The 23,467-nt window shown below is 58.1% G+C and carries 23 protein-coding genes; 11 read left to right on the forward strand and 12 right to left on the reverse strand.

The window, feature by feature from the left end:
* Positions 1-278 precede the first annotated feature (278 nt).
* Together fdhD and LRS40_RS07205 are read left to right on the forward strand one after the other, a co-directional pair.
* Positions 279-1,109 carry a formate dehydrogenase accessory sulfurtransferase FdhD gene (gene fdhD, locus LRS40_RS07200; RefSeq protein WP_231313406.1) on the forward strand — a complete coding sequence of 277 codons (831 nt, stop codon included), beginning with the start codon at positions 279-281 and terminating at the stop codon, positions 1,107-1,109.
* A 114-nt stretch (positions 1,110-1,223) separates the two neighbouring features.
* A complete protein-coding gene (locus LRS40_RS07205; protein WP_231313407.1) occupies positions 1,224-1,436 on the forward strand; it encodes a YdgH/BhsA/McbA-like domain containing protein in 213 nt (70 codons plus the stop codon).
* A 41-nt stretch (positions 1,437-1,477) separates the two neighbouring features.
* Here LRS40_RS07205 and LRS40_RS07210 read toward each other — a convergent pair whose 3' ends face one another.
* The gene (locus tag LRS40_RS07210) at positions 1,478-1,801 is read right to left on the reverse strand and encodes an AzlD domain-containing protein (protein WP_103825275.1); all 324 of its coding nucleotides are present in this window, start codon (positions 1,799-1,801) and stop codon (positions 1,478-1,480) included.
* Entirely contained in the window at positions 1,801-2,460 is a 660-nt protein-coding gene (locus LRS40_RS07215; protein WP_142487598.1) for an AzlC family ABC transporter permease, read from the reverse strand. The genes LRS40_RS07210 and LRS40_RS07215 overlap by 1 nt, the downstream gene beginning before the upstream one ends.
* A 102-nt stretch (positions 2,461-2,562) precedes the next feature.
* On the opposite strand from LRS40_RS07215, the gene LRS40_RS07220 reads away from it, so the two are divergent.
* The 5 genes from LRS40_RS07220 to LRS40_RS07240 all read left to right on the forward strand — a co-directional run bounded on the left by LRS40_RS07220 (position 2,563) and on the right by LRS40_RS07240 (position 8,825).
* A complete protein-coding gene (locus tag LRS40_RS07220) occupies positions 2,563-3,111 on the forward strand; it encodes a helix-turn-helix domain-containing protein (protein WP_142487597.1) in 549 nt (182 codons plus the stop codon).
* A 21-nt stretch (positions 3,112-3,132) separates the two neighbouring features.
* Positions 3,133-4,128, forward strand: a complete 996-nt coding sequence (locus tag LRS40_RS07225; protein ID WP_231313408.1) for a LacI family DNA-binding transcriptional regulator — start codon at positions 3,133-3,135, stop codon at positions 4,126-4,128.
* A 104-nt stretch (positions 4,129-4,232) separates the two neighbouring features.
* Complete coding sequence (locus LRS40_RS07230; protein WP_231313410.1) at positions 4,233-6,356, forward strand: alpha-galactosidase; 2,124 nt, start codon at positions 4,233-4,235, stop codon at positions 6,354-6,356.
* 44 nt (positions 6,357-6,400) lie between these two features.
* Positions 6,401-7,666, forward strand: a complete 1,266-nt coding sequence (locus LRS40_RS07235) for an MFS transporter (RefSeq protein ID WP_142487594.1) — start codon at positions 6,401-6,403, stop codon at positions 7,664-7,666.
* A gap of 220 nt (positions 7,667-7,886) precedes the next feature.
* On the forward strand, positions 7,887-8,825 hold the full coding sequence (locus LRS40_RS07240) for an Abi family protein (protein ID WP_231313411.1): 939 nt from the start codon (positions 7,887-7,889) through the stop codon (positions 8,823-8,825).
* A gap of 37 nt (positions 8,826-8,862) precedes the next feature.
* Here the strand turns inward: LRS40_RS07240 and rhaM are convergent, their stop codons facing one another.
* From rhaM to rhaB, 9 genes are all read right to left on the reverse strand, one after another.
* Positions 8,863-9,177: an L-rhamnose mutarotase gene (gene rhaM / locus LRS40_RS07245; RefSeq protein WP_142487592.1), complete on the reverse strand. Its 315-nt coding sequence runs from the start codon at positions 9,175-9,177 to the stop codon at positions 8,863-8,865.
* Positions 9,174-10,322 (reverse strand): lactaldehyde reductase, encoded by a 1,149-nt coding sequence (gene fucO, locus LRS40_RS07250; RefSeq protein ID WP_142487591.1) that lies wholly within the window; start codon positions 10,320-10,322, stop codon positions 9,174-9,176. Before fucO ends, rhaM begins: the two co-directional genes overlap by 4 nt.
* Positions 10,323-10,393: 71 nt before the next feature.
* Complete coding sequence (locus tag LRS40_RS07255) at positions 10,394-11,398, reverse strand: ABC transporter permease (RefSeq protein ID WP_142487590.1); 1,005 nt, start codon at positions 11,396-11,398, stop codon at positions 10,394-10,396.
* The gene (locus LRS40_RS07260) at positions 11,395-12,399 is read right to left on the reverse strand and encodes an ABC transporter permease (protein ID WP_231313412.1); all 1,005 of its coding nucleotides are present in this window, start codon (positions 12,397-12,399) and stop codon (positions 11,395-11,397) included. Before LRS40_RS07260 ends, LRS40_RS07255 begins: the two co-directional genes overlap by 4 nt.
* On the reverse strand, positions 12,399-13,901 hold the full coding sequence (locus LRS40_RS07265; protein ID WP_231313413.1) for a sugar ABC transporter ATP-binding protein: 1,503 nt from the start codon (positions 13,899-13,901) through the stop codon (positions 12,399-12,401). The genes LRS40_RS07260 and LRS40_RS07265 overlap by 1 nt, the downstream gene beginning before the upstream one ends.
* 54 nt (positions 13,902-13,955) lie before the next feature.
* On the reverse strand, positions 13,956-14,942 hold the full coding sequence (rhaS, locus tag LRS40_RS07270) for a rhamnose ABC transporter substrate-binding protein (protein ID WP_032615332.1): 987 nt from the start codon (positions 14,940-14,942) through the stop codon (positions 13,956-13,958).
* A gap of 85 nt (positions 14,943-15,027) precedes the next feature.
* Positions 15,028-15,858 (reverse strand): rhamnulose-1-phosphate aldolase, encoded by an 831-nt coding sequence (gene rhaD, locus LRS40_RS07275; protein WP_142487587.1) that lies wholly within the window; start codon positions 15,856-15,858, stop codon positions 15,028-15,030.
* 95 nt (positions 15,859-15,953) lie between these two features.
* A complete protein-coding gene (gene rhaA / locus LRS40_RS07280) occupies positions 15,954-17,213 on the reverse strand; it encodes an L-rhamnose isomerase (RefSeq protein ID WP_231313414.1) in 1,260 nt (419 codons plus the stop codon).
* Positions 17,210-18,679, reverse strand: coding sequence for a rhamnulokinase (gene rhaB / locus LRS40_RS07285; RefSeq protein WP_231313415.1), 1,470 nt, complete (start codon positions 18,677-18,679; stop codon positions 17,210-17,212). Before rhaB ends, rhaA begins: the two co-directional genes overlap by 4 nt.
* A 301-nt stretch (positions 18,680-18,980) precedes the next feature.
* Here rhaB and rhaS (LRS40_RS07290) point away from each other — a divergent pair, with 301 nt between their 5' ends.
* Together rhaS (LRS40_RS07290) and rhaR are read left to right on the forward strand one after the other, a co-directional pair.
* Positions 18,981-19,817, forward strand: coding sequence for an HTH-type transcriptional activator RhaS (rhaS, locus tag LRS40_RS07290; RefSeq protein ID WP_231313416.1), 837 nt, complete (start codon positions 18,981-18,983; stop codon positions 19,815-19,817).
* A 72-nt stretch (positions 19,818-19,889) separates the two neighbouring features.
* Positions 19,890-20,738, forward strand: coding sequence for an HTH-type transcriptional activator RhaR (gene rhaR / locus LRS40_RS07295; protein ID WP_231313417.1), 849 nt, complete (start codon positions 19,890-19,892; stop codon positions 20,736-20,738).
* Here rhaR and rhaT read toward each other — a convergent pair whose 3' ends face one another.
* Positions 20,739-21,773 (reverse strand): L-rhamnose/proton symporter RhaT, encoded by a 1,035-nt coding sequence (gene rhaT, locus LRS40_RS07300; RefSeq protein WP_231313418.1) that lies wholly within the window; start codon positions 21,771-21,773, stop codon positions 20,739-20,741.
* Between the two features lie 287 nt (positions 21,774-22,060).
* Here rhaT and sodA point away from each other — a divergent pair, with 287 nt between their 5' ends.
* A complete protein-coding gene (gene sodA, locus LRS40_RS07305; RefSeq protein ID WP_106995768.1) occupies positions 22,061-22,681 on the forward strand; it encodes a superoxide dismutase [Mn] in 621 nt (206 codons plus the stop codon).
* 76 nt (positions 22,682-22,757) lie between these two features.
* The gene (gene yiiM / locus LRS40_RS07310; RefSeq protein WP_142487581.1) at positions 22,758-23,432 is read left to right on the forward strand and encodes a 6-hydroxyaminopurine reductase; all 675 of its coding nucleotides are present in this window, start codon (positions 22,758-22,760) and stop codon (positions 23,430-23,432) included.
* The last annotated feature ends 35 nt before the right edge of the window (positions 23,433-23,467 follow it).

Raw genomic sequence — 23,467 nt, forward strand, 5'->3', positions numbered from 1 at the left:
GGATAGGGCGCAGAATACCACATTGTCGGTAGGCTTGTTTGAATGGAGTTAAAACATCGTGAATAAAATCTAAGCGTGCTAATTTAAAAATGTGAATTAGATCACGTTATTAACTTTATGTGTTACAAGGCTGTATCAACCTGGCGAGACTCCTCCTCCCGTGGGAGTAAGACAGGAGAAAAGGCGTCCTAATGAAAAATTGATCCATCTCTGGGGCGCATCGCCGCCATTTATGCTGCAATAGCACACTTATTTTCGAAGTTGCCAGGAACGATGTCGTGTCAAAACAAAACCGAGATACCTCCTCCCAGCCCGTCGGCGTAGTGGCGTGCGAGGTGCGCAGACCCCCTCAGCTCAACCACCCCATCCCGGACTGGATTGCGCAAGAGGTGCCCGTGGCGCTGGTCTACAACGGTATCTCGCACGTGGTGATGATGGCTTCGCCAAAAGATCTGACGCTCTTTGCCATCGGCTTTTCGCTCTCTGAGGGGATAATTGACCACCCGCAGGAGATCTACGGGATGGATGTGGTTCAGGCCTGCAACGGAATGGAGGTGCAGATTGAACTCTCCAGCCGGCGTTTTATGGCCCTGAAGGAGCGCCGTCGCGCCCTGGCCGGGCGTACCGGCTGCGGCGTCTGTGGCGTGGAGCAGCTGAACGACATCGGCAAACCTATCGCCCCGCTGCCCTTTAGCCAGACCTTTACGCTGGCGAACCTCGATATCGCCTTGAACAACCTTCATTCGGTACAGCCGGTAGGTAATCTGAGCGGCTGCACGCACGCCGCCGCCTGGGTACTGCCGTCGGGCGAAATTGCCGGTGGGCATGAGGATGTCGGACGCCATGTGGCGCTGGATAAACTGCTGGGCCGACGGGCGGGAGAGAGTGCTGCCTGGCAGCAGGGTGCCGCGCTGGTCTCCAGCCGGGCCAGCTACGAGATGGTGCAAAAGGCGGCGATGTGCGGGGTTGAGATCCTGTTTGCGGTCTCCGCGGCCACCACGCTGGCGGTTGAGGTGGCCGAGCGCTGCAACCTGACGCTGGTGGGGTTCTGCAAGCCGGGAAGGGCCACGGTTTATACTCATCCGCAGCGTTTGAATATTGTTCAATAAATTTGAATGGTTATAGCAAATCCTTCCGCTATCAGTTGTCGGTGATGAGGCTTATTATTTATCACATCAAGGCACAACGCCTTACACCAACAACTTATCGCAAGGTTCACTATCATGAAAAGCATCAAAACTTTTGTCGCAGTAATCGCTCTGACTACTTCTTTCGGTTCTTTCGCTGCGCAGACCGTGACTGCAACCGGTTCAACCATCGATGGCACTGAAGCTAAAATCGCGGCTCAGGCCGAGCAGGCTGGCGCGTCCTCTTACACCATTACTCAGGCGTTCTCCGGTAACCGTGTGCACATGACCGCTGAGCTGAACAAATAAAAGCGAAGTATCTGTCGAAAGAGCGCCCCCGGGGCGCTTTTTTAGTTTATGCCCGCCAGGCGTAATAACGCCGTCACCACTGCCGCCGCGACAATCACGAAAATCAACGGCACCTTGCGCCAGGCAAGGAATACCGCAAAGGCCACGCCCAACACCCGCGCCATCCCGGCAAAATGCTCCCCTTCATAGAAGGTGGTCGCCAGCGCCACTGAAAACAGCAGCACCGTTGCCGCATCCGACAGCAGCGCCTGGGAGCGTTCAGACAGCGCTAACCGGCTGCCCAGCTTCGCCCCGCCGAGACGCATCAGGTAGGTGCCCGCCGACAGCAGGGCGATGCCGAGAATAAAGACGGTCATGTTTTCCATTATTTCTTCCTCGCCGCGAGGCCCAGCAGAGAGAGCAATACCGGCAGCCCCACCGGCGCAAAGGGCACCGCGGCCAGCGACAGGGCGGCACCGCTACAGGCGCGGATAAGCGTGGTGCGGTTCTTAAAGGCGGGCACGACTAACGCCAGTAAAATGGCCGGGAATACCGCATCCAGCCCGATGGTTTCCGGGTCGGGCAGCAGTTTGCCGACCATCGCCCCCAGCAGGGTGCCCAGCGGCCAGATAATGGCCACCCCAAGGCCGCAGAGCCAGTAGGCAGCTTTGCGCTGCTCCGGCGTTTTTTGCGACAGGCCAAACACCACGCTTTCGTCATTCATAATGTGGCAGCCCAGGAAGCTGGCGCCGCGTTTGCCCACCAGCTCACGCACCGTTACGCCAAAAGGGACATGGCGGGCATTGACCAGCAGTCCGGCCGCCGCGGCGGCAAGGGGATTGCCCCCGCTGGCGACGATGCCGATAAACATAAATTCCGAAGCGCCCGCCAGCACTGAAAGGGAGAGCACAAAGGGCACCCACAGCGGGAAGCCATACGCCATCGCCAGCGAGCCGTAGGACATCCCCACAACACCCACCGCCAAACACACGAGAATAATCGCCTTGATGGTGTCGCCTTTGAGACAAGAGAACGCGTGTTTCATACAGTTTTAGCCATAACGAACGAGTATCCATTATAATGAACGCATCACATTCGTTTATCAAGATGAACGATTCGTTCGATTTATAGAACAAGAGACCGTTTTATGACGCAGCCAATCAGCGTAATCGCCAAAAGTCTGGTGCGGGAGCGCATGCGGACCGGACTTTCACTGGCGGAAATCGCTCGCCGGGCCGGGATCGCCAAATCAACACTCTCTCAGCTGGAGTCCGGGAACGGCAACCCCAGCCTCGAAACCCTGTGGTCGCTCTGCGTGGCGCTGGATATTCCCTTTGCCCGTTTGCTCGAACCGCAGCAGCCCACCACCCAGGTGATCCGCCTCGGGGAAGGAACAAAAGTCATTGCTGAACAGGCTAACTTTGAGGCCATTTTGCTGGCGACCTGTCCGCCGGGCGCGCGACGCGATATCTATATCCTGACGGCGCAGCCCGGAGCCGACCGTATCTCCCATCCGCACCCGCCGGGGTCGGTTGAGCATATTATTGTCATGAAGGGCCGGGCGCTGGTTGGCCTCACCGGGGCACCGGAAGAGCTCGGGATTGGGGACTATATTTGCTATCCTGCCGACCAGCCGCACATCTTCAAAGCCCTTGAGCCAGACACTTACGCGCTCATGGTGGCGGAACAAAACTGACACACTAAGACACGGATAATCATGTCGCTTAAAGCCATTGCTAAAGAACTGGGACTGTCGGTAACGACGGTGAGCCGCGCCCTCAACGGCTATTTTGACGTTTCCAGCGAGACGCGCGCCCGCGTGGAAGCCGAAGCGCAGCGTCGCGGCTATCGCCCGAACACCTTCGCCCGTCGTCTGAAGATGGGCAAGATCGACGCCGTGGGGCTGGTCTTTCCGGTGCATCCCGTGCCGCTCAATAACAGCGTCTTTATGGACATGGTCGGCGAAATTAGCCACGAACTGGCGCAACATGAGATCGATTTATTATTGATTGCCGATGACGATCTGGCCGACAAACACAGTTACATGCGCATGGTGCAGAGCCGTCGCGTGGATGCGCTGATCGTGGCCCATACTCTGGACAACGATCCGCGACTTGAGCAACTTCAGGCCGCCGGGTTCCCCTTCCTGGCACTCGGCCGCAGCCATCTGCCTGAACCCTATGCCTGGTTCGATTTCGATAATTATGCGGGCACGTACACCGCGACCCGGCGGTTAATTGAGCAGGGGCATCAGCGCATCGCGCTGTTGGGTGAGAGCAACAATCAGGCGTTTATTACCCAGCGCCGTCAGGGCTACCTTGATGCTCTGAACGAGGCAGGGCTTTCCAGCGAATGGCTGCGCACCATGCCGCCTTCCCGCCGCGCGGGCTACACCACCACCCAGGCGCTGTTGGCGCTGGATGTCGCTCCCACGGCGATCGTCACCGACTGCAACACCCATGGCGACGGGGCCGCGATGGCGCTGGCGCAGATGGGGCGCTTAACGGGCGAGAACGCCGTTGCGCTGGTGGTCTACGATGGTCTGCCGCAGGACAGCATTGTCGATATCGACGTGGCGGCGGTGATCCAGTCCACCCGTCAGGGGGTGGGCAAGCAGATTGCCGACATGGTGCTACAGCTGATTAACGGCGATGACATCAGCCAGTTGCAGGTGCTGTGGCAACCGGAATTCTCTCCGGGCCAGACGGCATAAATTTCCCCAAATTCTAAACCCGATCACAAATCCGAAACGTTTTGGTTTGTATCCGAAACGTTTCGGATCAACACTCAGGATATCCCGATGACAGGAGATGTCCGATGCAAGAGGCAGTTTTACGACTCGCGAGCGAAACGGTCGATGTGGTGATCAAAACCCATCCGTTCGCCGAAATTCTTTACTGGGGGCCGCACCTTCGCCACTTTTCGCCGCAGGATGCGGCCACGCTTTCCCGCCCGATCGCCAACGGCAGACTGGACGTTGACTCGCCGGTGACGCTGATGGCGGAACTTGCCCACGGCCTGTTCGGCGCGCCGGGCATTGAGGGCCACCGCCAGGGGCTGGATGGTTCGCCGCTGTTCCGTACCGTTGCGGTCGCGCAGCAGGGACAAACCCTGACTCTTACCGCCGAAGATGACACCGCCGGCCTGCGTCTGACCAGCGAGATCGCCCTCGATGACAGCGGCGTGCTGGCGGTTCGTCATGGCCTGACCAATCTCAAAAGCCAGCCGTGGCAGGTTGAGCGCCTGGCCGTCACCCTGCCGCTGGCGGAACGTGCCCGCGAGTTGATGGCGTTTCATGGCCGCTGGATCCGCGAATTCCAGCCGCATCGTCTGCTGCTGGAGCATGACAGCTTCGTGATTGAAAATCGCCGCGGGCGCAGCTCCCACGAGCATTTCCCGGCCCTGATTAGCGGCACGCCGGGCTTCAGCGAAATGCACGGCGACGTCTGGGGCGTGCATCTGGGCTGGAGCGGCAACCATCGTCTGCGCGCGGAGGCCAAAACCGATGGCCGTCGTTATCTGCAGGCTGAAGCGCTGTACCTGCCGGGTGAAAAGGCGATTGAGGAGGGTGAAACCCTGTGGACGCCGCGGCTCTACGCCAGCTACTCCGCTCAGGGGCTGAACGGCATGAGCCAGCAGTTCCACCGCTATCTGCGCGACAACATTATTCGTTTCCCGGAGAACAAACCGCGTCCGGTGCATCTCAACACCTGGGAGGGGATCTACTTTAACCACGATCCTGAGTACATCATGCGGATGGCGGACGAAGCGGCCTCGCTGGGGGTGGAGCGCTTTATCATTGACGATGGCTGGTTTAAAGGACGCAACGACGACCATGCTGCGCTGGGAGACTGGTATCTCGACGAGCAGAAATACCCCAATGGCTTAACGCCGGTGATCGACCACGTCAAAAGCCTCGGGATGGAGTTTGGTATCTGGGTCGAGCCAGAGATGATCAACCCGGACTCCGATCTGTATCGCGCTCACCCGGACTGGGTGCTGGCTCTGCCAGGCTATGCACAGGCCACCGGTCGCCACCAGTGGGTGCTGAACCTCAACATTCCTGCCGCGTTCAACTACCTGCTGGAGCGCATGAGCTGGCTGCTGGGTGAGCACCAAGTGGACTATGTGAAGTGGGACATGAACCGCGAGCTGGTGCAGCCGGGCCATAACGGCAGGGCCGCTGCCGACGCCCAGACCCGCCAGTTCTACCGTCTGCTGGACACCCTGGGCGAGCGCTTCCCGCACGTGGAGTTTGAATCCTGCTCCTCCGGCGGCGGGCGTATCGACTATGAGGTCCTGACCCGCTGCCATCGTTTCTGGGCTTCGGATAACAACGACGCGCTGGAACGTAATACTATCCAGCGTGGCATGAGCTACTTCTTCCCGCCGGAGGTGATGGGGGCGCATATCGGTCATCATAAATGCCATGCCACTTTCCGCCAGCACAGCATCGCTTTCCGGGGCCTGACGGCGCTGTTCGGCCATATGGGGCTGGAGCTGGATCCGCTCGCCGTGGATGAGCAGGAGCGCGAAGGCTATCGGCACTATGCGGCCCTGCATAAGCAGTGGCGGGAGGTGATCCACCGCGGCACCCAGTGGCGGGTGGATATGCCCGACAGCACCACGCTGGCGCAGGGGATAGTGAGTCAGGATCAGGGCCAGGGGCTGTTTATTGTCAGCCAGTTGGCGATGCCGGATTACACCCTGATGATGCCGCTGCGCATGCCGGGGCTGGCGGCTAACGCCCAGTACCGTATCACGCTGCTCGACCACCCCAACATCCGCCTGACCGGCGAAGGGGGGCACACCATGCGCAAGCTGCCGGCGTGGATGAAATCTCCGCAAACGGTGAGCGGTGAATGGTTGATGCAGGCGGGGCTTGCCCTGCCGGTTCTGGATCCGGAAACCGCCATCCTGATTGGCGTTGAACGCGTATAAGGGCAATGGGCCGGGCAACCGGCCCTGAGTTGAGGATAAAAATAATGAACACGACTGCCTGTACCCACAAAGACAACCCGAACTTCTGGATCTTCGGGTCGTTCTTCTTTCTCTACTTCTTCATCATGGCCACCTGCTTTCCGTTCCTGCCGATCTGGCTGTCGGATATCATCGGCCTGAATAAAACCGATACCGGGATCGTCTTCTCCTGCATCTCGCTGTTTGCCATCTCGTTCCAGCCGGTGCTGGGAGTCGTGTCGGATAAGCTGGGGCTGAAAAAACACCTGCTGTGGATCATCGCGGTCCTGCTGTTTCTCTTCGCACCCTTTTTCCTCTACGTCTTCGCTCCGCTGCTGAAGACCAACATCTGGCTCGGGGCCCTGAGCGGAGGGGTCTATATCGGCTTCGTCTTCTCGGCGGGAGCGGGCGCGATTGAGGCCTACATTGAGCGCGTGAGTCGCAACAGCTTCTTTGAATACGGCAAGGCGCGGATGTTTGGCTGTCTCGGGTGGGGGCTGTGCGCCTCGACGGGCGGGATCCTGTTCGGGATTGACCCCTCGTATGTGTTCTGGATGGGTTCTGCGGCGGCACTGGTGCTGATGGTGCTGTTGGTGGTGGCAAAACCGAAGCCTAACCAGACCGCGCAGGTGATGAACGCCCTCGGTGCTAACCAGCCGCAGATCACCGCCAGAACCGTGATTAACCTGTTCCGCCAGCGCAAAATGTGGATGTTCATTTTGTACGTGATTGGCGTGGCCTGCGTGTATGACGTCTTCGATCAGCAGTTCGCCACCTTCTTTAAAACCTTTTTCGCCACGCCGGAGGAGGGGACGCGGGCGTTTGGTTTTGCCACCACCGCCGGGGAGATCTGCAACGCCATCATCATGTTCTGCTCGCCGTGGATCATTAATCGCATTGGCGCGAAAAATACGCTGCTGATCGCCGGGGTGATTATGGCGACGCGCATTATTGGTTCGTCATTTGCGACCACCGCCGTGGAAGTGGTGGCCCTGAAGATGCTGCACGCGCTGGAGGTGCCGTTCCTGCTGGTGGGCGCGTTCAAGTACATCACCGGCGTGTTCGATACCCGACTGTCCGCCACCATCTATCTGATTGGTTTCAACTTTGCCAAACAGCTGGCGGCGATTTTCCTCTCCGCCTTTGCCGGGAATATGTATGACCGGATCGGCTTCCAGGATACCTACCTGATGTTGGGCTGTTTTGTGCTGGCGGTAACGGTGTTGTCAGCCTTTACGCTGAGCAGCAGGCAGGAGATCGCGGCGCGCGGTAATACGGCGGAGGTGAACTAAAAAGACGCTGAACCAGGTTGAGGCCCGCGAAAACGACGAAACCCACCAGAGGTGGGTTTCATAAATCGCTTTGCCTATGATGTACGCAACTAGAACCTATAAAAGGGGAAGTAGACAGTACAGGCTGCTGGGAGCAGATACTATAGATTGATGGTTTCTTCGTCAACCCTTCTACGAGTATATGGTATGCTTCGACCCATTGTTATGGGAGCAAGAAGAAATGCCGCAAGCTACTCATTATAAACCGATTATTTCATTGATCTCGTCAATACGCCTTGATAGTTATCGCACGACTTTTCGTCCCGCTGATGAGTGTGAGCTGTATGGAATATACATCTGGTCCCAGCATGCAGCAGCGTCTATTTATCCGTTACTCCAAAACCTTGAGATTTCGTTAAGGAACGCCGTTGACAGAGAAGCAAGGGCAAGATTTGGCAAAAGGTGGTGGGAAAGCATTCACAGCACAAAAGGCAGAGAACAATGTCATTTCCATAAAAATCTTGAAAAGGCTAAAGATTGCCTCGTTCGTGAATGGCGTAAAAAAGAGATGAGACGCAGGCGGGGCGTACATGCACAGGCCCGCTCTGTGCCGGACTGGACTCACGATCAGATTATTGCCGCAACGGATTTTAGTACCTGGCATTATGTATTAAATAATGAGTACAGTGCCCCCGCGCCGCGAGACAACCCGCTGTACTTGTGGCCTAAATCCTTAAGTAAGGTCTTTAAGAATTACGCAAAAATCAACGCGAATCCGCAAAGGGTCAGAAAAGAGCTGATTGATATCATCTTTGAACTGAGAGAGTACAGAAACCGTATCTCCCATCATGAACCTATCTGGGTTAAAGCGCCTAATGTTAACGATGCAAGAACAGCTATCGATACGATTAGGGTCAAGATAAATAAGATCGAACTTGTCATCGAAGCCCTTGATATCAATTTACTTAATGTGATGAAAAAGGTGGGACTGTTTGAAAATGCCAGACGGGTTTGTTCAGTAGAGGAGCTGGATATTTTTCGCTATACCAAACCCTATTGTGCGTTATCACCCGAGCAGATTTCAGTCATTGAACAACCCTGCCGCGATGCGAAAGAGAGAAATGAAACCATTATATGGGAGCATGATGCGACGGTGTATGGCCTAAGAACGGTGCGCTAAAAGCAGGTGACACTTACTTGCATCACCTGCCTTATGATTATGCTAAATAAAACACCTCTTTCAGCCCGGTACTCACCGGGCTGTTATCCGGGTTAGACGGCATCACTTCCCCCATATATTTCCACCAGCGCTGGCAGACATCGGTGTTCGCCACCGCGTTCCAGCGCTCTTCCGATTCAATCTCCACCGTGGCAAACAGCAGGTTGCGGGTCTTATCCAGATAAATGGCGTAGTGGTGCGCGCCGTGGTCTTTCAGCACCGCTTCCAGCTCGGGCCAGATCGGGTTGTGGCGACGCTCATACTCCTCGTGTGCATCAGGGTTCACCTGCATCACAAAGGCTTTGCGGATCATAATGCCTCCAGATAGAGTTCGCGCACCTCGTCGCGGCTGGCGCTGCGCGGGTTGCAGGGGGCGCACGGGTCGGCGAGGGCTTTGTCGAGCCAGCCTTCGATATCGGCTTTGGTGACGCCGAGCTTGCTGAAGCCGGACGGGATCCCGACGCGGGTGCTCAGGGCACGGATAGCGTTGATGGCCGCCATGCTGGCCGCTTCGTCGCTCATGTCACGGGTATCGACGCCCATCGCCTGCGCCACGCGGGCAAAGCGTTCCACAGCGTTCGGGCGGTTAAAGTTCTCGATGATCGGCAGCAGGATGGCGTTGCATACACCGTGCGGCAGGTTGTGCGTGGCCCCCGGCTGGTGGGCCAGGGCGTGCACCAGCCCGAGCCCGGCGCTGTTAAAGGCCATGCCGGCCAGATACTGGCCGAAGGCCATCTGCTCGCGCGCGACAATATTGTGGCCGTTGTCCACCGCCTCCGGCAGCCAGTGGGCGATCAGGCGAATGGCCTCCAGCGCATTGGCGTCGGTCAGCGGATGGGCGCCGACGGAGACATAGGCTTCGATGGCGTGGGTCAGGGCATCCATTCCGGTGGCGGCGGTGACGGAAGCCGGAATGTCGAGCATCACGCTGGCGTCATCCACGGCGATATCCGGAATGATGTTCGGGTCGATAATCACCTCTTTCACCTGACGCGTGGAGTCGATGATCACCGCATTGCTGGTCATCTCTGCCGCCGTACCGGCGGTGGTATTGATGGCCACCAGCGGCACGCCAGCGTTGATCACCTTGCCGACGCCGGAATAGGCGGTAGACGGACCCGGGTTAGCGGTGAGAATCTTAATCGCTTTCGCGGTATCGATCGGGCTGCCGCCGCCGAAGGCAATGATGTAATCACAGTGCGCGTCCTGATACGCGGCATAGCCCTGCTGCACCAGTTCTTCGGTCGGGTTCGGGAAGACCGCGTCGAACAGGTGATAAGACATCTGCTGCGCGTCGAGGGCGGTAAACAGGCTGTCGAGCAGGCCCATTTTCACCAGCTGACCGTCAGTGACGATCAACGCGGTGCCCCACTGTTTGTTTGCCACCAGCTTAACCATATCGCCGATTGCGCCTGCGCCGTGCAGGCTGATTTTCGGCAGCGCCAACATAAAGCTCATGATAATTCTCCTTAATTACGGTGATTTTTATGCCCGGCGGCGCTGCGCTTGCACGCAGCGCCTCCCGGCATTTAGATCCGTCTTCGCTGCATAATCCGGCGGGTGATGATCGGCAGGGAGATCACCACAATCAGCATCGCGCCGATGATCACCGACATTACGATGCCCGGCACGTTGAGCAGGCTCAGGCCGAAGGTGACCAACCCCATCAGGAAGGCGGCGATAATCACGCCCACCATGCTGCCGGAACCGCCGAGAATATTGACCCCGCCGAGCACTGCCATGGTCACCACCGCCAGCTCCCAGCCCATCGCAATGGTCGGGCGGGTACTGCCCAGACGCGAGGTGAGCAGCACCGAGGCCAGCCCGGCCATCAGCCCCACCAGGGCAAATAGAATCAGGTTGTGACGCTTGACGTTGATGCCGGAATACCAGGCCCCGGTCGGGTTATTGCCGATGGCATAGGTGCGGCGCCCGAAGTTGGTCTTGTGCAGCACGAAGGCAAACACGGCCGCCAGCACGATGAACAGCGTAAACTCAAACGACAGCGCCCCCCAGACATACCCCTGACCAAACCAGGCGAAGCTCTCCGGGTACGCGTTCAGGGCCTGGTCGCCCAGCAGAATGTAGGTGATGCCGCGATAGAGGCTCATGGTGCCGATGGTGATCACAATCGACGACAGGTTAAAGCGGGTCACCAGCAGGCCGTTGAACAGCCCGCACAGCAGGCCAACCCCCAGGCCGACGCAGACCAGCCACGGGGTATCCAGCCCGGCCGCCGCGCAAAAGCCCATCACCGTGGAACTCAGGGCGATGGTGGAGGCCACCGACAGGTCAATTTCACGGGCAATAATCAGCATCGCCATCGGCAGCACGATGATCGCTTTTTCGGTGAAGTTGAACGTGGCGTCGGACAGGTTCCAGATATCGAGGAAATAGGGGGAGGCCAGGGCGTTAACCACGAACACCGCCAGGGTGACCGCCAGCAGAAAGCCTTCCCAGCACAGCAGGCGCTGGAAAATGCCTGCCGGGGCGGGGGTATTTTTAATCTCTTCAGACGTCATTACTTTACTCATGATCTTACCGCCTGTTTCTGACGTGCCAGCGCCGCATCACGCAGGATCAGCCGTCCTTTGCGTTTGTTGCCGCGCTCATTGAGCAGCACCGCAATCACGATCACCGTCCCGGAGATCGCCATCTGCCAGAACGGCGACACGCCGATCACCGGCAGGGCATTGTTGATCACTCCGAGGAACAGCGCTCCGCACAGGCAACCCAGCACCCGGCCGGTGCCGCCCATGGTGCTGATGCCGCCGATCACGCAGGCCGCCACCACCTGAAGCTCAAAGCCGTTCGCCACATCGACATAGGCCACCGCAAAGCGGGAGATCCACAGATAGCCGCAGAACCCGGCCAGCGCCCCGGAGAGGCAGAAGCTGACGAACTGCATTTTGCCCGCGTTGATCCCGGTGTAGTACGCCGCCGTCGCGTTACCGCCTGCGGTGTAGAGCGACCGCCCGGTGCGGCTGTAGCGCAGGAAGTAGCCCACCAGCAGCAGGGCGGCAATGGCGCACCAGCTCAGCACCGGCAAGCCCAGCACCGACGCCCGCGGCAGGCCGAGGAAGTCGGCACCCATCTGGTTGGAGTTAACCCAGCCGCCGCCGGAGAGCAGAAAGATAATCCCGCGATAGATGCTCATGGTGCCCAGCGTCACCACAATCGCCGGAATGCCCATCTTCCATACCAGCAGGCCGTTGATGAGCCCCATCACCAGGCCCAGCGCGGTGGCCAGGATCAGCAGCGCCCAGACCGGTACCCCGGGATAGTTAAAGTTAATCAGGGCGACAATCATCCCGGTCAGCGCCAGGTTGGCCGCCATCGACAGGTCGATGCCTCTGGTGAGCAGCACCATCATCTGCCCGAGAGCGAGAATGATCAGAATGGAGGTGTCGTTAAACATCTCCACCAGGTTGCCCGGGGCGATAAACGACGGGACGCGGGTACCGATGGCGATCGCCATCAGCACGATCACCGCCGCCAGCAGCGCCTCGCGGTGTTTAAGCAGCTGTTGCACCATTATGCGGCCTCCTGTCTGGCACCGCTGGCGGCGCTGACGATGGTTTCGGCCGTCGCGCCTCCCGCCTGATATTCCGCCACCATTAATCCTTCATGCATGACGATAATGCGGTCGGCCATGCCCATCACTTCCGGCAGTTCGGAGGAGACCATGATCACCGCCAGCCCCTGACCGACCAGCTCTGACATAAACTGATGCACTGCCGCTTTGGAGCCGATGTCGATCCCTTTGGTCGGCTCATCGAGGATAATGACGTCCGGGTGGGTCGCCAGCCATTTGCCGATCACCACTTTTTGCTGGTTGCCGCCGGAGAGCGTTTCCACCGCCTGTTTCCAGCTAAAGGCTTTCACCTGCAGGCGTTTGGCATATTCATCCGCCAGCTGCCACTCGCGATCGTCATTCAGCACCCCGCTGGCGTTGAGCTTGCTGAGCTGCGGCAGGCTGATGTTCTGCGCAATCGACAGCTCGATAATCGCCCCCTGCTTCTGGCGTTCTTCAGGCACGCAGACAATCCCGGCCCGGATGGCGTCCGCCGGCTGGCGGAAATGCTGCTCTTTACCGTTCAGCACGATGCTGCCGGAGGAGGGACGCGAGACGCCGGAGAGCGCCTGCATCAGCTCGGTACGCCCGGCCCCCACCAGCCCATAGAAGCCGAGGATCTCGCCTTTGCGCAGGCTAAAGGAGATATTCGCGAACTCGGTGGGATGGCAGAAATTTTTCACCTCCAGCACGGTGTCGCCTTTTTCGCACGCCACTTTCGGGAAGGTCTGGGTAATGGCGCGGCCGACCATCATCGCCACCATTCGCTCTTCGGTGATGTCGTTGATGGCTCCAGCACCAACAAACACGCCGTCGCGCAGGATGGTGTAGTGATCCGCCAGCTCAAAAATTTCGTCGAACTTGTGCGAGATAAACAGGATCGCTTTCCCCTCCTGTTTCAGGCGTTCGACGATCTGATAGAACTCAAGAATTTCATGCTGCGACAGGGCGGCGGTGGGTTCATCGAGGATCACCACCTGGGCGTCAAACGACAGCGCCCGGGCAATCGCCACCATATGCCGCTGGGCGATGCTCAGGGTTTTCAGCGTCGCGCGCGGGTCGATCTGCACCTCCAGACGGGTGAGGATCGCCTGCGCCCGGCGGTGCATCTCCGGCCAGTCGAGTTTTTTGAAAATGCCTTTATAGAGGTACTGACCGACAAAAATATTTTCGGTGACCGACAGCTCATCGAACAGCACGGTCTCCTGGTGAATTGCGGTAATGCCCACCTTGTGCGCCGAATCGGGCGTCGGCAGGTGGATAGGAATGGTTTTGTAGAGGATCTCGCCCTCGTCGGGCTGGTAGATGCCGGTCATCACTTTGACCAGCGTCGATTTACCCGCGCCGTTTTCACCGATCAGGGCGGTGACTTTGCCGGGCCAGAGTTCAAGCTGCACGTTCTCAAGGGCGCGCACACCGGGGAAAACCTTGGTGATGCCTTTAAGTTGAAGCAATGGGGTCATGATAGTTCTCCATTTGATCTCCTCTCCCCTCGGGAGAGGGGAGAGGAGAAGGAATCAGAAGATTTTCGAGAACTTATCAATGTTGCTGGCATCGTAAACAAACGGCTCAGCCATCGCGCCGCTGCCGTCGGCATCCAGCTTCACTTTGCCCAATTTGCCCATGCTGGCTTCTTCTTTGGTCGCCGTGCCTTTCACCAGGTCATCCGCTAAGTAAGTGGCAGCATACCCGAGGTCGATCGGGTTCCAGATGGCGAAGCTCTTGCTGGCGCCGGATTTCACCGCGCCCGCCATCTCAGACGGCAGGCCCAGACCGGTGACGTACACTTTGCCGATCTTGCCCTGATCTTTCACCGCCTGCGCCGCCGCCACGATGCCGACCGACGACGGAGAGACGATCACTTTCAGATCCGGGTAGGTTTTCAGCAGGCCGACCGCTTCGCGGTAGCTCTTATCCGACAGATCGTCGCCATAGGCCACGGTCACCAGATTGACGGACGGGTACTGCGGCAGCACCTTTTTCATCTCGGCAATCCAGGTGTTCTGGTTGGTGGAGGTTGGGGTGGCGCTCAGCACCGCCACGTCGCCTTTCTCCACGTTCAGCGCTTTCAGCGCTTCGGCCGCCAGCTTAACGTTCGTCTCGCCAATCAGCGCGTTATTGGAAGGGTTGAGGTGGATCTGGCGCCCGGCTTTCGCCACGCCGGAGTCCCATGACACCACTTTGATCCCGCGCTGCATCGCTTTTTTCAGCACCGGCACCACGGCATCAGGATCGTTAGCGGAGATAGCGATCGCATCCACACCCTGGGCGATCAACCCGTTCAGCACTTCGATCTGCGCTTCGGCGGTGGTGGTGGTCGGCCCGGTATAGATCACTTTGACATCACCTAACTCTTTGGCTGCCTCCTGGGCACCCACGTTTGCCGCTTCAAAGAAGCCGTTACCTAAGGATTTCGCCACCAGGGCGATTTTCACTTCAGCTAAAGCAGAACCGGACAACGCCAGGGCGGCAACGGTGAGGATCAAGCTTGTCTTTATTTTCATTGCTTTTACTCCACTTAATGAGGTGATTTGTGTAGGGATTGCAGGTGTAGCTTCGCCCCGTCTCAGTGAGCGGGGCGCGATGTTCTTATTTGTACAGATCTAACGCCGACTGCACAGGGTTAACGCCAAAGCGTTTGCCCAGCGCAATCAGTTCTTCCCGGGTGATGGTCTGCTTCATGCCACCCATCGAATACACTTTTACCAACACTTCGGCAGACTTCTCGGCGGTGTCGATCAGACCAAAGGTTTCATCGAGCGTCGGGCCGCTGCCGAACACGCCGTGGAACGGCCACAGCACCAGAGAGTGTTTTTGCATCTCAATCGCCGTGGCTGCGCCGATCTCGTCGGTACCCGGCACCATCCACGGCAGAATGCCCACGCCATCCGGGAATACCACCAGGCACTCGGTGCTGCCTTCCCACAGCTGACGGGTAATAACGTCAGTGTTGTTCTCCAGGACGAAGGTCAGGGCGATCAGGTTGGTGGCGTGGCAGTGCATGATCACGCGATCTTTCCCACTGGTGGCCTTGATACGTTCGCAGTGGGAGAGGAAGTGGGCCGGCAGCTCAGAGGTTGGCACCGCTTCGTCCGTCAGTCCCCAAAGAATGTGGTAGCCCGCGCCGTCGCTGTCCACTTTTACCACCCCTAAATTCGCGGTGGGATCGAGCTGCACGTTGCGGAAGAATTTGCCGGAACCGGTGACGATAAACGGCGTGTTGGCGAGCAGCGGCATCGGCTGGCTCAGGGCGATATAGCGCGGCTTCTGATGGAAGTCGGCGGCAAAGGGTTCAATATCCGCGTCATCCAGGCGCAGCGTCAGGTTGCCGCCGTTGCGCTCGTCCCAGCCTTTCAGCCAGGCGTCGGAGGTGGCTTTGATCATGCCCTGAACGAACCAGGATTGGGTGATGGTCTGCATTCTGTGTTTCCTTTGAAAATGCCGGGTGGCGCTGCGCTGACCCGGCCTACTTTTACCCGTAGGCCCGGCAAGCGAAGCGCCGCCGGGCAATGTCTTTACTTACGATTGGCTAATACGTCCTGCTCATACGCCCGCACGGTATCCAGCCACTGGCTGCCCGCCGGGGCGTCGTTGCGCTGGCAGTACATTTCCCATACCGCCTGCCACGGCAGTGATTTTTGCTCCTCCAGCAGTGCCAGACGCGCGGTGTAATCCCCTGCGGCTTCCAGCGCGCGCAGCTCGGAGGTCGGCTCCAGCAGGGCGCGCAGCAGGGCTTTCTTCATGTTGCGGGTGCCGATAACCCAGGCCGCGATGCGGTTGATGGAGGCGTCGAAGAAGTCGAGGCCGATATGCACCCGGTCAAACAGGTCATGGCGGACGATCTCGCTGGCGATGGCCTGGGTTTCGTCATCCAGCAGCACCACGTGGTCGCTGTCCCAGCGCACCGGACGGCTGACGTGCAGCAGCAGGTGCGGCACATACAGCATCGCGGCGGATATTTTGTCGGAGATCACTTCGGTGGGATGGAAGTGTCCCGCATCCAGGCACAGCGCGGTCTGACGGCTGGTGGCGTAGCCCATGTAGAACTCGTTGGAACCCACGGTGTAGCTCTCGGCGCCAATGCCGAACAGCTTGCTCTCCACGGCGTCGATGTGGTGCGCCGGGTCCAGCTTTTCGCTGATCGCTTCATCCAGCGCGGCCAGCAGGCGCTGACGCGGGGCGAGGCGGTCAACGGTAATGTCTTTCATCCCGTCCGGGATCCAGATGTTCATCACCGACGGGGTGCCCAGCTGCTCGCCAAAGTACGCCGACACGCGACGGCTGGCCTTCACGTGGTCGATCCAGAACTGACGGATCTCGTCATCGGCATGGGCGAGGGTAAAGCCGTCGGCGCTCAGGGGATGCGAGAAGCAGGAGGGGTTAAAATCGAGCCCCAGCTTGTTGGCTTTGGCCCACTCGACCCAGTTCTTAAAATGTTCCGGCTTGATGGCATTGCGATCGACCGGCGTGTCGGACTCCAGATAGATGGCGTGCAGGTTCAGGCGTTTTGGCCCCGGGATCAGGCTCAGGGCCAGCTCCAGATCGGCCCGCAGTTCGGCGGCGTTACGCGCCTTGCCCGGATAGTTACCGGTGGCCTGAATACCGCCGGTCAGCGCGCCGCCCGGATTCTCAAAACCGGCGACGTCATCGCCCTGCCAGCAGTGCATAGAGACGGGCAGACGGTCGAGCTGACGCAGAGCCTCCTCGACATCCACGCCCACGGCGGCGAAACGCTGTTTAGCCAGTTCCCAGGCTTGTTCAATTTGAGTGGTCATGCGCAAAGCTCCTTAGTCAGTCGTTTTTGCTGAAACTGCGCCCGGTAGCGGGCAATTTCATGGCAGGGATTGGGTGTGAAGGTGGTCAGGCCGTAATTCGCGGATACCACCGAACGGAAATCGTCCACGCTGGTCAGCTCGTCCAGGGTCATCAGCTGAATGCCGATATTGCCGAGGGTAGAGGCCTCAACCGGGCCCGCCACTACGGTAATACCGCAGGCATCGGCACAAAGCTGGTTGAGCAGCTGGTTCTGGCAGCCGCCGCCCACGATATGCAGCTGGCTGAACGGCTTACCGCGCAGGTCAGCCAGTTCGTGCAGAATGTCGGCATACAGCAGGGCAAGGCTGTCGAAAATGCAGCGCGCCAGTTCGGCCGGGCGGGAAGGAACCGGGTGTCCGGCCTCGAAGCAGGCGGCCTGGATCTCGACGCTCATGTGCGCCGGATTGATAAAGCGGTCGTCGTTTGGGTTGATCAGGAACGTGCAGGCCGTCAGCTTTTCGGTCTCGGCGATCAGCGCAGGCAGGTCGGTAATGTTTTGCTCTTTCAGCACCCGCTGCAGCAGCCACAGGCCCATGATGTTTTTCAGCACCCGGTAGCGGCCTTCGGCGCCGCCTTCATTGGTGATGTTCGCCGCCATTGCCGCATCGCTGGTGTACGGAGTCTTGCTCTCAAAGCCCATCAGCGACCAGGTACCGGAGGAGAGATAGGCGGCGTCTTTACTGGCAAGCGGAGAGGCGATGACCGCGCTGGCAGTATCGTGGCTTGCCACCGCGACCACCGGAATGTGATTGCCCTGCGGGCAAAGCCACTGACCGATCACATTACCCGGGTGGGTTGGTGTGCCAAACCAGGCGGGCGAGGCGCCGGTCCAGTTCAGCAGCTTTTCATCCCAGTTATCCGAGTTGATATTAACCAGTTGGGTGGTGGTCGCGTTGGTGTATTCCCAATTCATATTGCCGGTCAGGCGATAGCTGAAATAGTCCGGGATCAGCAGCGCGTGCGCCACGCTGGCGGCCAGGTCCGGCTGTTGCTCAACCAGCGCGCGCAGCTGGTACAGCGTGTTAAAGGGCAGGAACTGGATGCCGCTGCGCCCGTAAATGCTCTCTTTGCCAAGCTGGGCAATAGCATGCGCCATCACGCCATCGGTACGGTTATCACGATAGGAGACTGGCAGGCCGACGCGCTCGCCGTGGCTGTTAAGCAGCACGTAGTCAACGCCCCAGGTATCAATGCCAATGCTGTCAATGAGAATGCCTTCATTGCAGACGTTGGCCAGGCCGGTACGGATCTCCGTCTCCAGAGCGTCAATATCCCAGGTATCGAAGCCATCCTGCTTTTGCAGGCAGTTAGCAAAACGGTGCATTTCACGAAGCGAAAGCGTGCGCTGGTTACAGTCCCAGGTGGCCAGCATGACGCGGCCGCTGGATGCGCCTAAATCGACTGCCACACAATGGCGAAAAGTCATGGTCGGGTCCTTCTTTAAGTCATTGGCGATGAGTGTAAGAAAGGGAAGAAAAAGCCACCTTCTCGCCACTGACAGACGAAATCTGCGGCTGGCAAGAAAGCAAAGATGAACGTGAGGAAGTTCACAGTTTCCAGTAATGGCGGGGTTTGTGGGCAATGTGATGGTTACCGCATTTCCTGATCTTTCCGCCTGTTTCTTGAAAAACAGACAGCTTTTGCGAGGTTTGCTGCCGAAAATTTAAGGTGAGTCCGGAGAGCCTTAATTACTATTTTGAGAACATTTCTCATTGGTGGGGGCCGTTATGACCGTACTACACAGCGTGGATTTTTTTCCTGCGGGAGGTTCGCCTGTCGCGATTGAGCCACGGCTCCCTCAGGCAGCGTTTCCAGAGCATCATCATGATTTTCATGAGATTGTTATCGTTGAGCACGGGACGGGCATTCACGTATTTAACGGCCAGCCGTACACCATCAGCGGCGGCACGGTGTGCTTTGTGCGCGACCATGACAGGCACCTGTATGAACATACCGACAACCTGTGCCTGACCAATGTGCTCTACCGCTCCCCGGACGCGTTCCAGTTTCTCTCCGGGCTGAACCAGCTGCTGCCGCAGGAAAAGGACGGGCACTATCCGTCACACTGGCGGGTGAATCAATCCACGCTCCAGCAGGTGCGTCATCTGGTAAGCCAGATGGAGAAGAGCGAAGACGGTCAGGAAACGCACGCTATTGCCACCCGGGAGCTGTTGTTTATGCAGCTACTGGTGCTGCTGCGCCGCAGTAGCCTGGTGGAAGGGCTGGACAATAACGACGCGCGGTTAAACCAGCTGATGGCCTGGCTGGAAGATCACTTTGCTGAGGATGTCTGCTGGGAAACGCTGGCGGATGATTTTTCCCTGTCGCTGCGCACCCTGCATCGCCAGCTTAAGCAGCACACCGGCCTGACGCCCCAGCGCTATCTCAACCGGCTGCGTTTAATCAAAGCCCGTCACCTGCTGCGCCATACCGACGAAAGCGTGACGGATATCGCCTATCGCTGCGGTTTCGGCGACAGTAACCACTTTTCGACGCTTTTTCGCCGCGAGTTTAACTGGTCGCCGCGTGACATTCGCCACGGCAAGGACGCTTCACTTCAGTAACGCGAAGGCAGTCACCGTTTTTCACCGCAAAAAGGCTAATAATGTCAGGTTATTGGCCGTTGAGGTGATGGTGTGGTTGCTCAGTTAATTCTCCGTAAAGATGATTTTTTTACCTCCGCAGGCCAGGCCGTCGCGGTGGCGGATCGCTATCCGCAAAACGTCTTTGCTGAGCACACCCATGAGTTCTGTGAACTGGTGCTGGTCTGGCGCGGCAACGGTTTGCACGTTCTCAACGATCGGCCCTACCGCATTACCCGCGGGGATCTATTCTACATCCGCGCCGAAGATAAACACTCCTACGCCTCAGTGAACGACCTGGTGTTGCAGAACGTCATTTACTGCCCGGAAAGGCTGAAACTCAACGTCGACTGGGCCGCCAATATCCCCCGTTTTAATGAAGCAAAGAGTACGCCGCACTGGCGCTTAAGCAGCAACGGCATGACCCAGGTGCGCCAGGTGATCTCCCAGCTGGAGCAGGAGAGCCAGAAAAGCGATCCTGCTGCTAACCAGATGGCGGAGCTGCTCTTCGCCCAACTGGTAATGACCCTCAATCGCCATCGTTACGCCACTGATAACCCCTCAGCCACTGCCCAGGAAGCCCTGCTCGATAAGCTGATCACCACCCTGGCGGGCAGCCTGAACAAAAGCTTCGTGCTGGAGAAGTTTTGTGAACAGGAGCAGTGCAGCGAGCGCGCCCTGCGCCAGCAGTTCCGCTCCCAGACCGGGATGACGGTAAACCACTTTTTGCGCCAGCTGCGCATCTGCCACGCCCAGTATCTGCTGCAGCATACGGAGCTGATGGTCAGCGAAGTGGCGATGCGCTGTGGCTTTGAGGACAGTAATTATTTTTCGGTGGTGTTTAACCGGGAGGTAGCGATGACGCCGGTACAATGGCGTCATCGCAGTCGAAAGGCCGCGTAATCAGTTTGCCATGCCAAGGCCGACAATGTTGGCCGCGATAATAATCACCACGCAGCCCAGGCTCAGCACGCCCACCGGACGACGCCCGGCGTTGTTCCACTCCTTCAGGATCAAGCCCACCAGCCCGCCGTAGAGCACGTAGAAGCTCATGTGCAGCATCCAGCTCATGTAGTCATACTGCGCCGGAATGCTGGCGTGGCCCCAGGCGTAGAAGAAGAACTGCAGATACCACATCAGGCCGCCGAGCGCCGAGAGCAGCACGTTGGTGACGATCAGCGATTTTGCCAGTGAGAAATCCGCTTTTACCGACAGATCTTTCACTTTGGCCAGACGAATAAAGCAGAAGCCGAGGTTAACCAGCGCGCCGCCGCCCATGATCACCACGTAGCTTGGCAGAGCGACGTACAGCGGATCGACCCCCAGCGCGGCTGCGGCTTCATGCATCGGTTTGGCGGCGTTCATCGCAAACGACATCCCCGCTGAGAAGATGCCGCACATGACCGCCAGCACCAGGCCTTTCTTCAGGTTGAAGTCCTCTGCCTTGATGCCCATTTTGCGCTCTTTCAACTGACCTGCGCGGGTGACAATACCCACGCCGATCACCGCCACCAGCACCCCCAACAGCGTCATACGGCCGCCTTCGGTGTTGATCAGCACGTCGAAGTTGCCGTTGAGGATCGGCGTCATCAGGGTGCCGACAATCAGCGTAATGCCGATCGCGATGCCGATACCCATCGACATGCCAAGGTAGCGCATGGTCAGGCCGTAGTTGATGTTGCCGATGCCCCACATGGCGCCAAACAGAAACACCGGCAGCAGGGTGGAGGCGCTGAAGGAAGAGAAGTAACCCCAGAAATCCGGGAGCAGCATGGCGCTAATGGTCCAGGGTAAAATCAGCCATGACACGGTACCGCCAACGGACCACATGGTTTCCCATGACCAGCCTTTAACCTTTTTAAACGGGGCATAGAAACAGGCTGCACTGGCCGCGCCTATCAAATGCCAGAAAATACCCATCGTAATCACATGATTCATTTTTACATCCTCATCGTTTTTATAGTCAGTAGCTTCCCGCCGACTTGATGAGTGTAAAAATTAGGCGGTTTGGGTACCTTCGGTAGGTTGCCGCACCTTCGTTTTGAATGGCAATCAACGCGTTAACCGCGTGAGCAGACTCACAAATTCGTTATTTATCAAAACTGAATAACCTTATTAAAACTACGGCATTGATAAACATTTTCAATATCATTTAATTAACTATAATGAACCAACTGCTTACGCGGCATTAACACGTTTGCCGCCCGACTATAATGGAGATGATTATGAGCTATACCCTGCCATCCCTGCCGTACGCTTACGACGCCCTTGAGCCGCATTTCGACAAGCAGACGATGGAGATCCATCACACCAAACACCACCAGACTTACGTTAACAACGCCAACGCGGCGCTGGAAAGCCTGCCAGAGTTCGCCAGCCTGCCTGCTGAAGAGCTGATCACCAAACTGGATCAACTGCCAGCTGACAAGAAAACCGTACTGCGTAACAACGCTGGCGGCCACGCTAACCACAGCTTCTTCTGGAAAGGCCTGAAAACCGGCACCACCCTGCAGGGTGACCTGAAATCCGCTATCGAGCGCGACTTCGGCTCCGTTGATAACTTCAAAGCTGAGTTTGAAAAAGCCGCTGCGACCCGTTTCGGCTCTGGCTGGGCGTGGCTGGTACTGAAAGGCGACAAACTGGCTGTGGTTTCTACCGCGAACCAGGATTCCCCGCTGATGGGCGAAGCAATTTCTGGCGCGTCTGGCTTCCCAATCGTGGGCCTGGACGTGTGGGAACACGCTTACTACCTGAAATTCCAGAACCGTCGCCCGGACTACATCAAAGCCTTCTGGGACGTGGTGAACTGGGACGAAGCAGCAGCACGTTTCGCCGCTAAAAAATAAGGTTGCAAAGCCGCCTGTGAGAAGCGAGTCTGATGACTCGCTTTTTTTATACCCACAATCTGCACAAGGAGCCGCGATGAACTATCCCGTTAATGTATTCACCGGAAAAATAAGGGACTATGACGGTAGCCGCCCGAGCGCGATTGCCAAACTGCAGGTTGACGGGGAACTGACGTTAACCGAGCTGGGTCTGACGGGAGATGAGCAGGCGGAGAAGAAAATCCACGGCGGGCCGGATCGGGCGCTGTGCCACTATCCGCGCGAGCATTATCAGCACTGGGCGAGCGAATATCCTGCCCAGGCCGGGCTTTTTGTCGCGCCGGCGTTCGGCGAAAACCTCTCCACTGAGGGGCTGACGGAGAAGAACGTCTTTATCGGGGATATCTTTCGCTGGGGCGACGCCCTGATCCAGGTGACCCAGCCGCGCTCCCCGTGCTTCAAACTCAACTTCCATTTCGGCATTAACGACATGGCCACGCAGTTACAGAACGCAGCGAAAACCGGCTGGCTCTATCGCGTGGTGCTGGCAGGGCAGGTTTCGGCTGATGCGCCGCTGACGTTGGTCTCCCGCCTGAGCGATGTGTCGGTGCATGACGCCTGCGCCATCGCCTGGCACATGCCCTTTGACGATGACCAGTACCGCCGCCTGCTGTCGGCGGCGGGGCTATCGACCAGCTGGACAAGAACCATGCAGAAGCGGCGAATTAGCAACAAGATCGAGGATAATTCCCGGAGATTATGGGGAAGGTAGGCCGGGTAAGGCGAAGCCGCCACCCGGCACAATAG

This window comes from Leclercia sp. G3L (assembly GCF_021117075.1).
Classification (GTDB): Bacteria; Pseudomonadota; Gammaproteobacteria; order Enterobacterales; family Enterobacteriaceae; genus Enterobacter; species Enterobacter adecarboxylatus_C.

Bases quoted from the DNA above. Each gene is read 5' to 3' on its own strand.
- LRS40_RS07205 (WP_231313407.1), top strand. From the start codon at position 1,224: ATGAAAAGCATCAAAACTTTTGTCGCAGTAATCGCTCTGACTACTTCT.
- LRS40_RS07210 (WP_103825275.1), bottom strand. From the start codon at position 1,801: ATGGAAAACATGACCGTCTTTATTCTCGGCATCGCCCTGCTGTCGGCG.
- LRS40_RS07215 (WP_142487598.1), bottom strand. From the start codon at position 2,460: ATGAAACACGCGTTCTCTTGTCTCAAAGGCGACACCATCAAGGCGATT.
- LRS40_RS07220 (WP_142487597.1), top strand. From the start codon at position 2,563: ATGACGCAGCCAATCAGCGTAATCGCCAAAAGTCTGGTGCGGGAGCGC.
- LRS40_RS07225 (WP_231313408.1), top strand. From the start codon at position 3,133: ATGTCGCTTAAAGCCATTGCTAAAGAACTGGGACTGTCGGTAACGACG.
- LRS40_RS07230 (WP_231313410.1), top strand. From the start codon at position 4,233: ATGCAAGAGGCAGTTTTACGACTCGCGAGCGAAACGGTCGATGTGGTG.
- LRS40_RS07235 (WP_142487594.1), top strand. From the start codon at position 6,401: ATGAACACGACTGCCTGTACCCACAAAGACAACCCGAACTTCTGGATC.
- LRS40_RS07240 (WP_231313411.1), top strand. From the start codon at position 7,887: ATGCCGCAAGCTACTCATTATAAACCGATTATTTCATTGATCTCGTCA.
- rhaM (WP_142487592.1), bottom strand. From the start codon at position 9,177: ATGATCCGCAAAGCCTTTGTGATGCAGGTGAACCCTGATGCACACGAG.
- fucO (WP_142487591.1), bottom strand. From the start codon at position 10,322: ATGAGCTTTATGTTGGCGCTGCCGAAAATCAGCCTGCACGGCGCAGGC.
- LRS40_RS07255 (WP_142487590.1), bottom strand. From the start codon at position 11,398: ATGAGTAAAGTAATGACGTCTGAAGAGATTAAAAATACCCCCGCCCCG.
- LRS40_RS07260 (WP_231313412.1), bottom strand. From the start codon at position 12,399: ATGGTGCAACAGCTGCTTAAACACCGCGAGGCGCTGCTGGCGGCGGTG.
- LRS40_RS07265 (WP_231313413.1), bottom strand. From the start codon at position 13,901: ATGACCCCATTGCTTCAACTTAAAGGCATCACCAAGGTTTTCCCCGGT.
- rhaS (WP_032615332.1), bottom strand. From the start codon at position 14,942: ATGAAAATAAAGACAAGCTTGATCCTCACCGTTGCCGCCCTGGCGTTG.
- rhaD (WP_142487587.1), bottom strand. From the start codon at position 15,858: ATGCAGACCATCACCCAATCCTGGTTCGTTCAGGGCATGATCAAAGCC.
- rhaA (WP_231313414.1), bottom strand. From the start codon at position 17,213: ATGACCACTCAAATTGAACAAGCCTGGGAACTGGCTAAACAGCGTTTC.
- rhaB (WP_231313415.1), bottom strand. From the start codon at position 18,679: ATGACTTTTCGCCATTGTGTGGCAGTCGATTTAGGCGCATCCAGCGGC.
- rhaS (WP_231313416.1), top strand. From the start codon at position 18,981: ATGACCGTACTACACAGCGTGGATTTTTTTCCTGCGGGAGGTTCGCCT.
- rhaT (WP_231313418.1), bottom strand. From the start codon at position 21,773: ATGAATCATGTGATTACGATGGGTATTTTCTGGCATTTGATAGGCGCG.
- sodA (WP_106995768.1), top strand. From the start codon at position 22,061: ATGAGCTATACCCTGCCATCCCTGCCGTACGCTTACGACGCCCTTGAG.
- yiiM (WP_142487581.1), top strand. From the start codon at position 22,758: ATGAACTATCCCGTTAATGTATTCACCGGAAAAATAAGGGACTATGAC.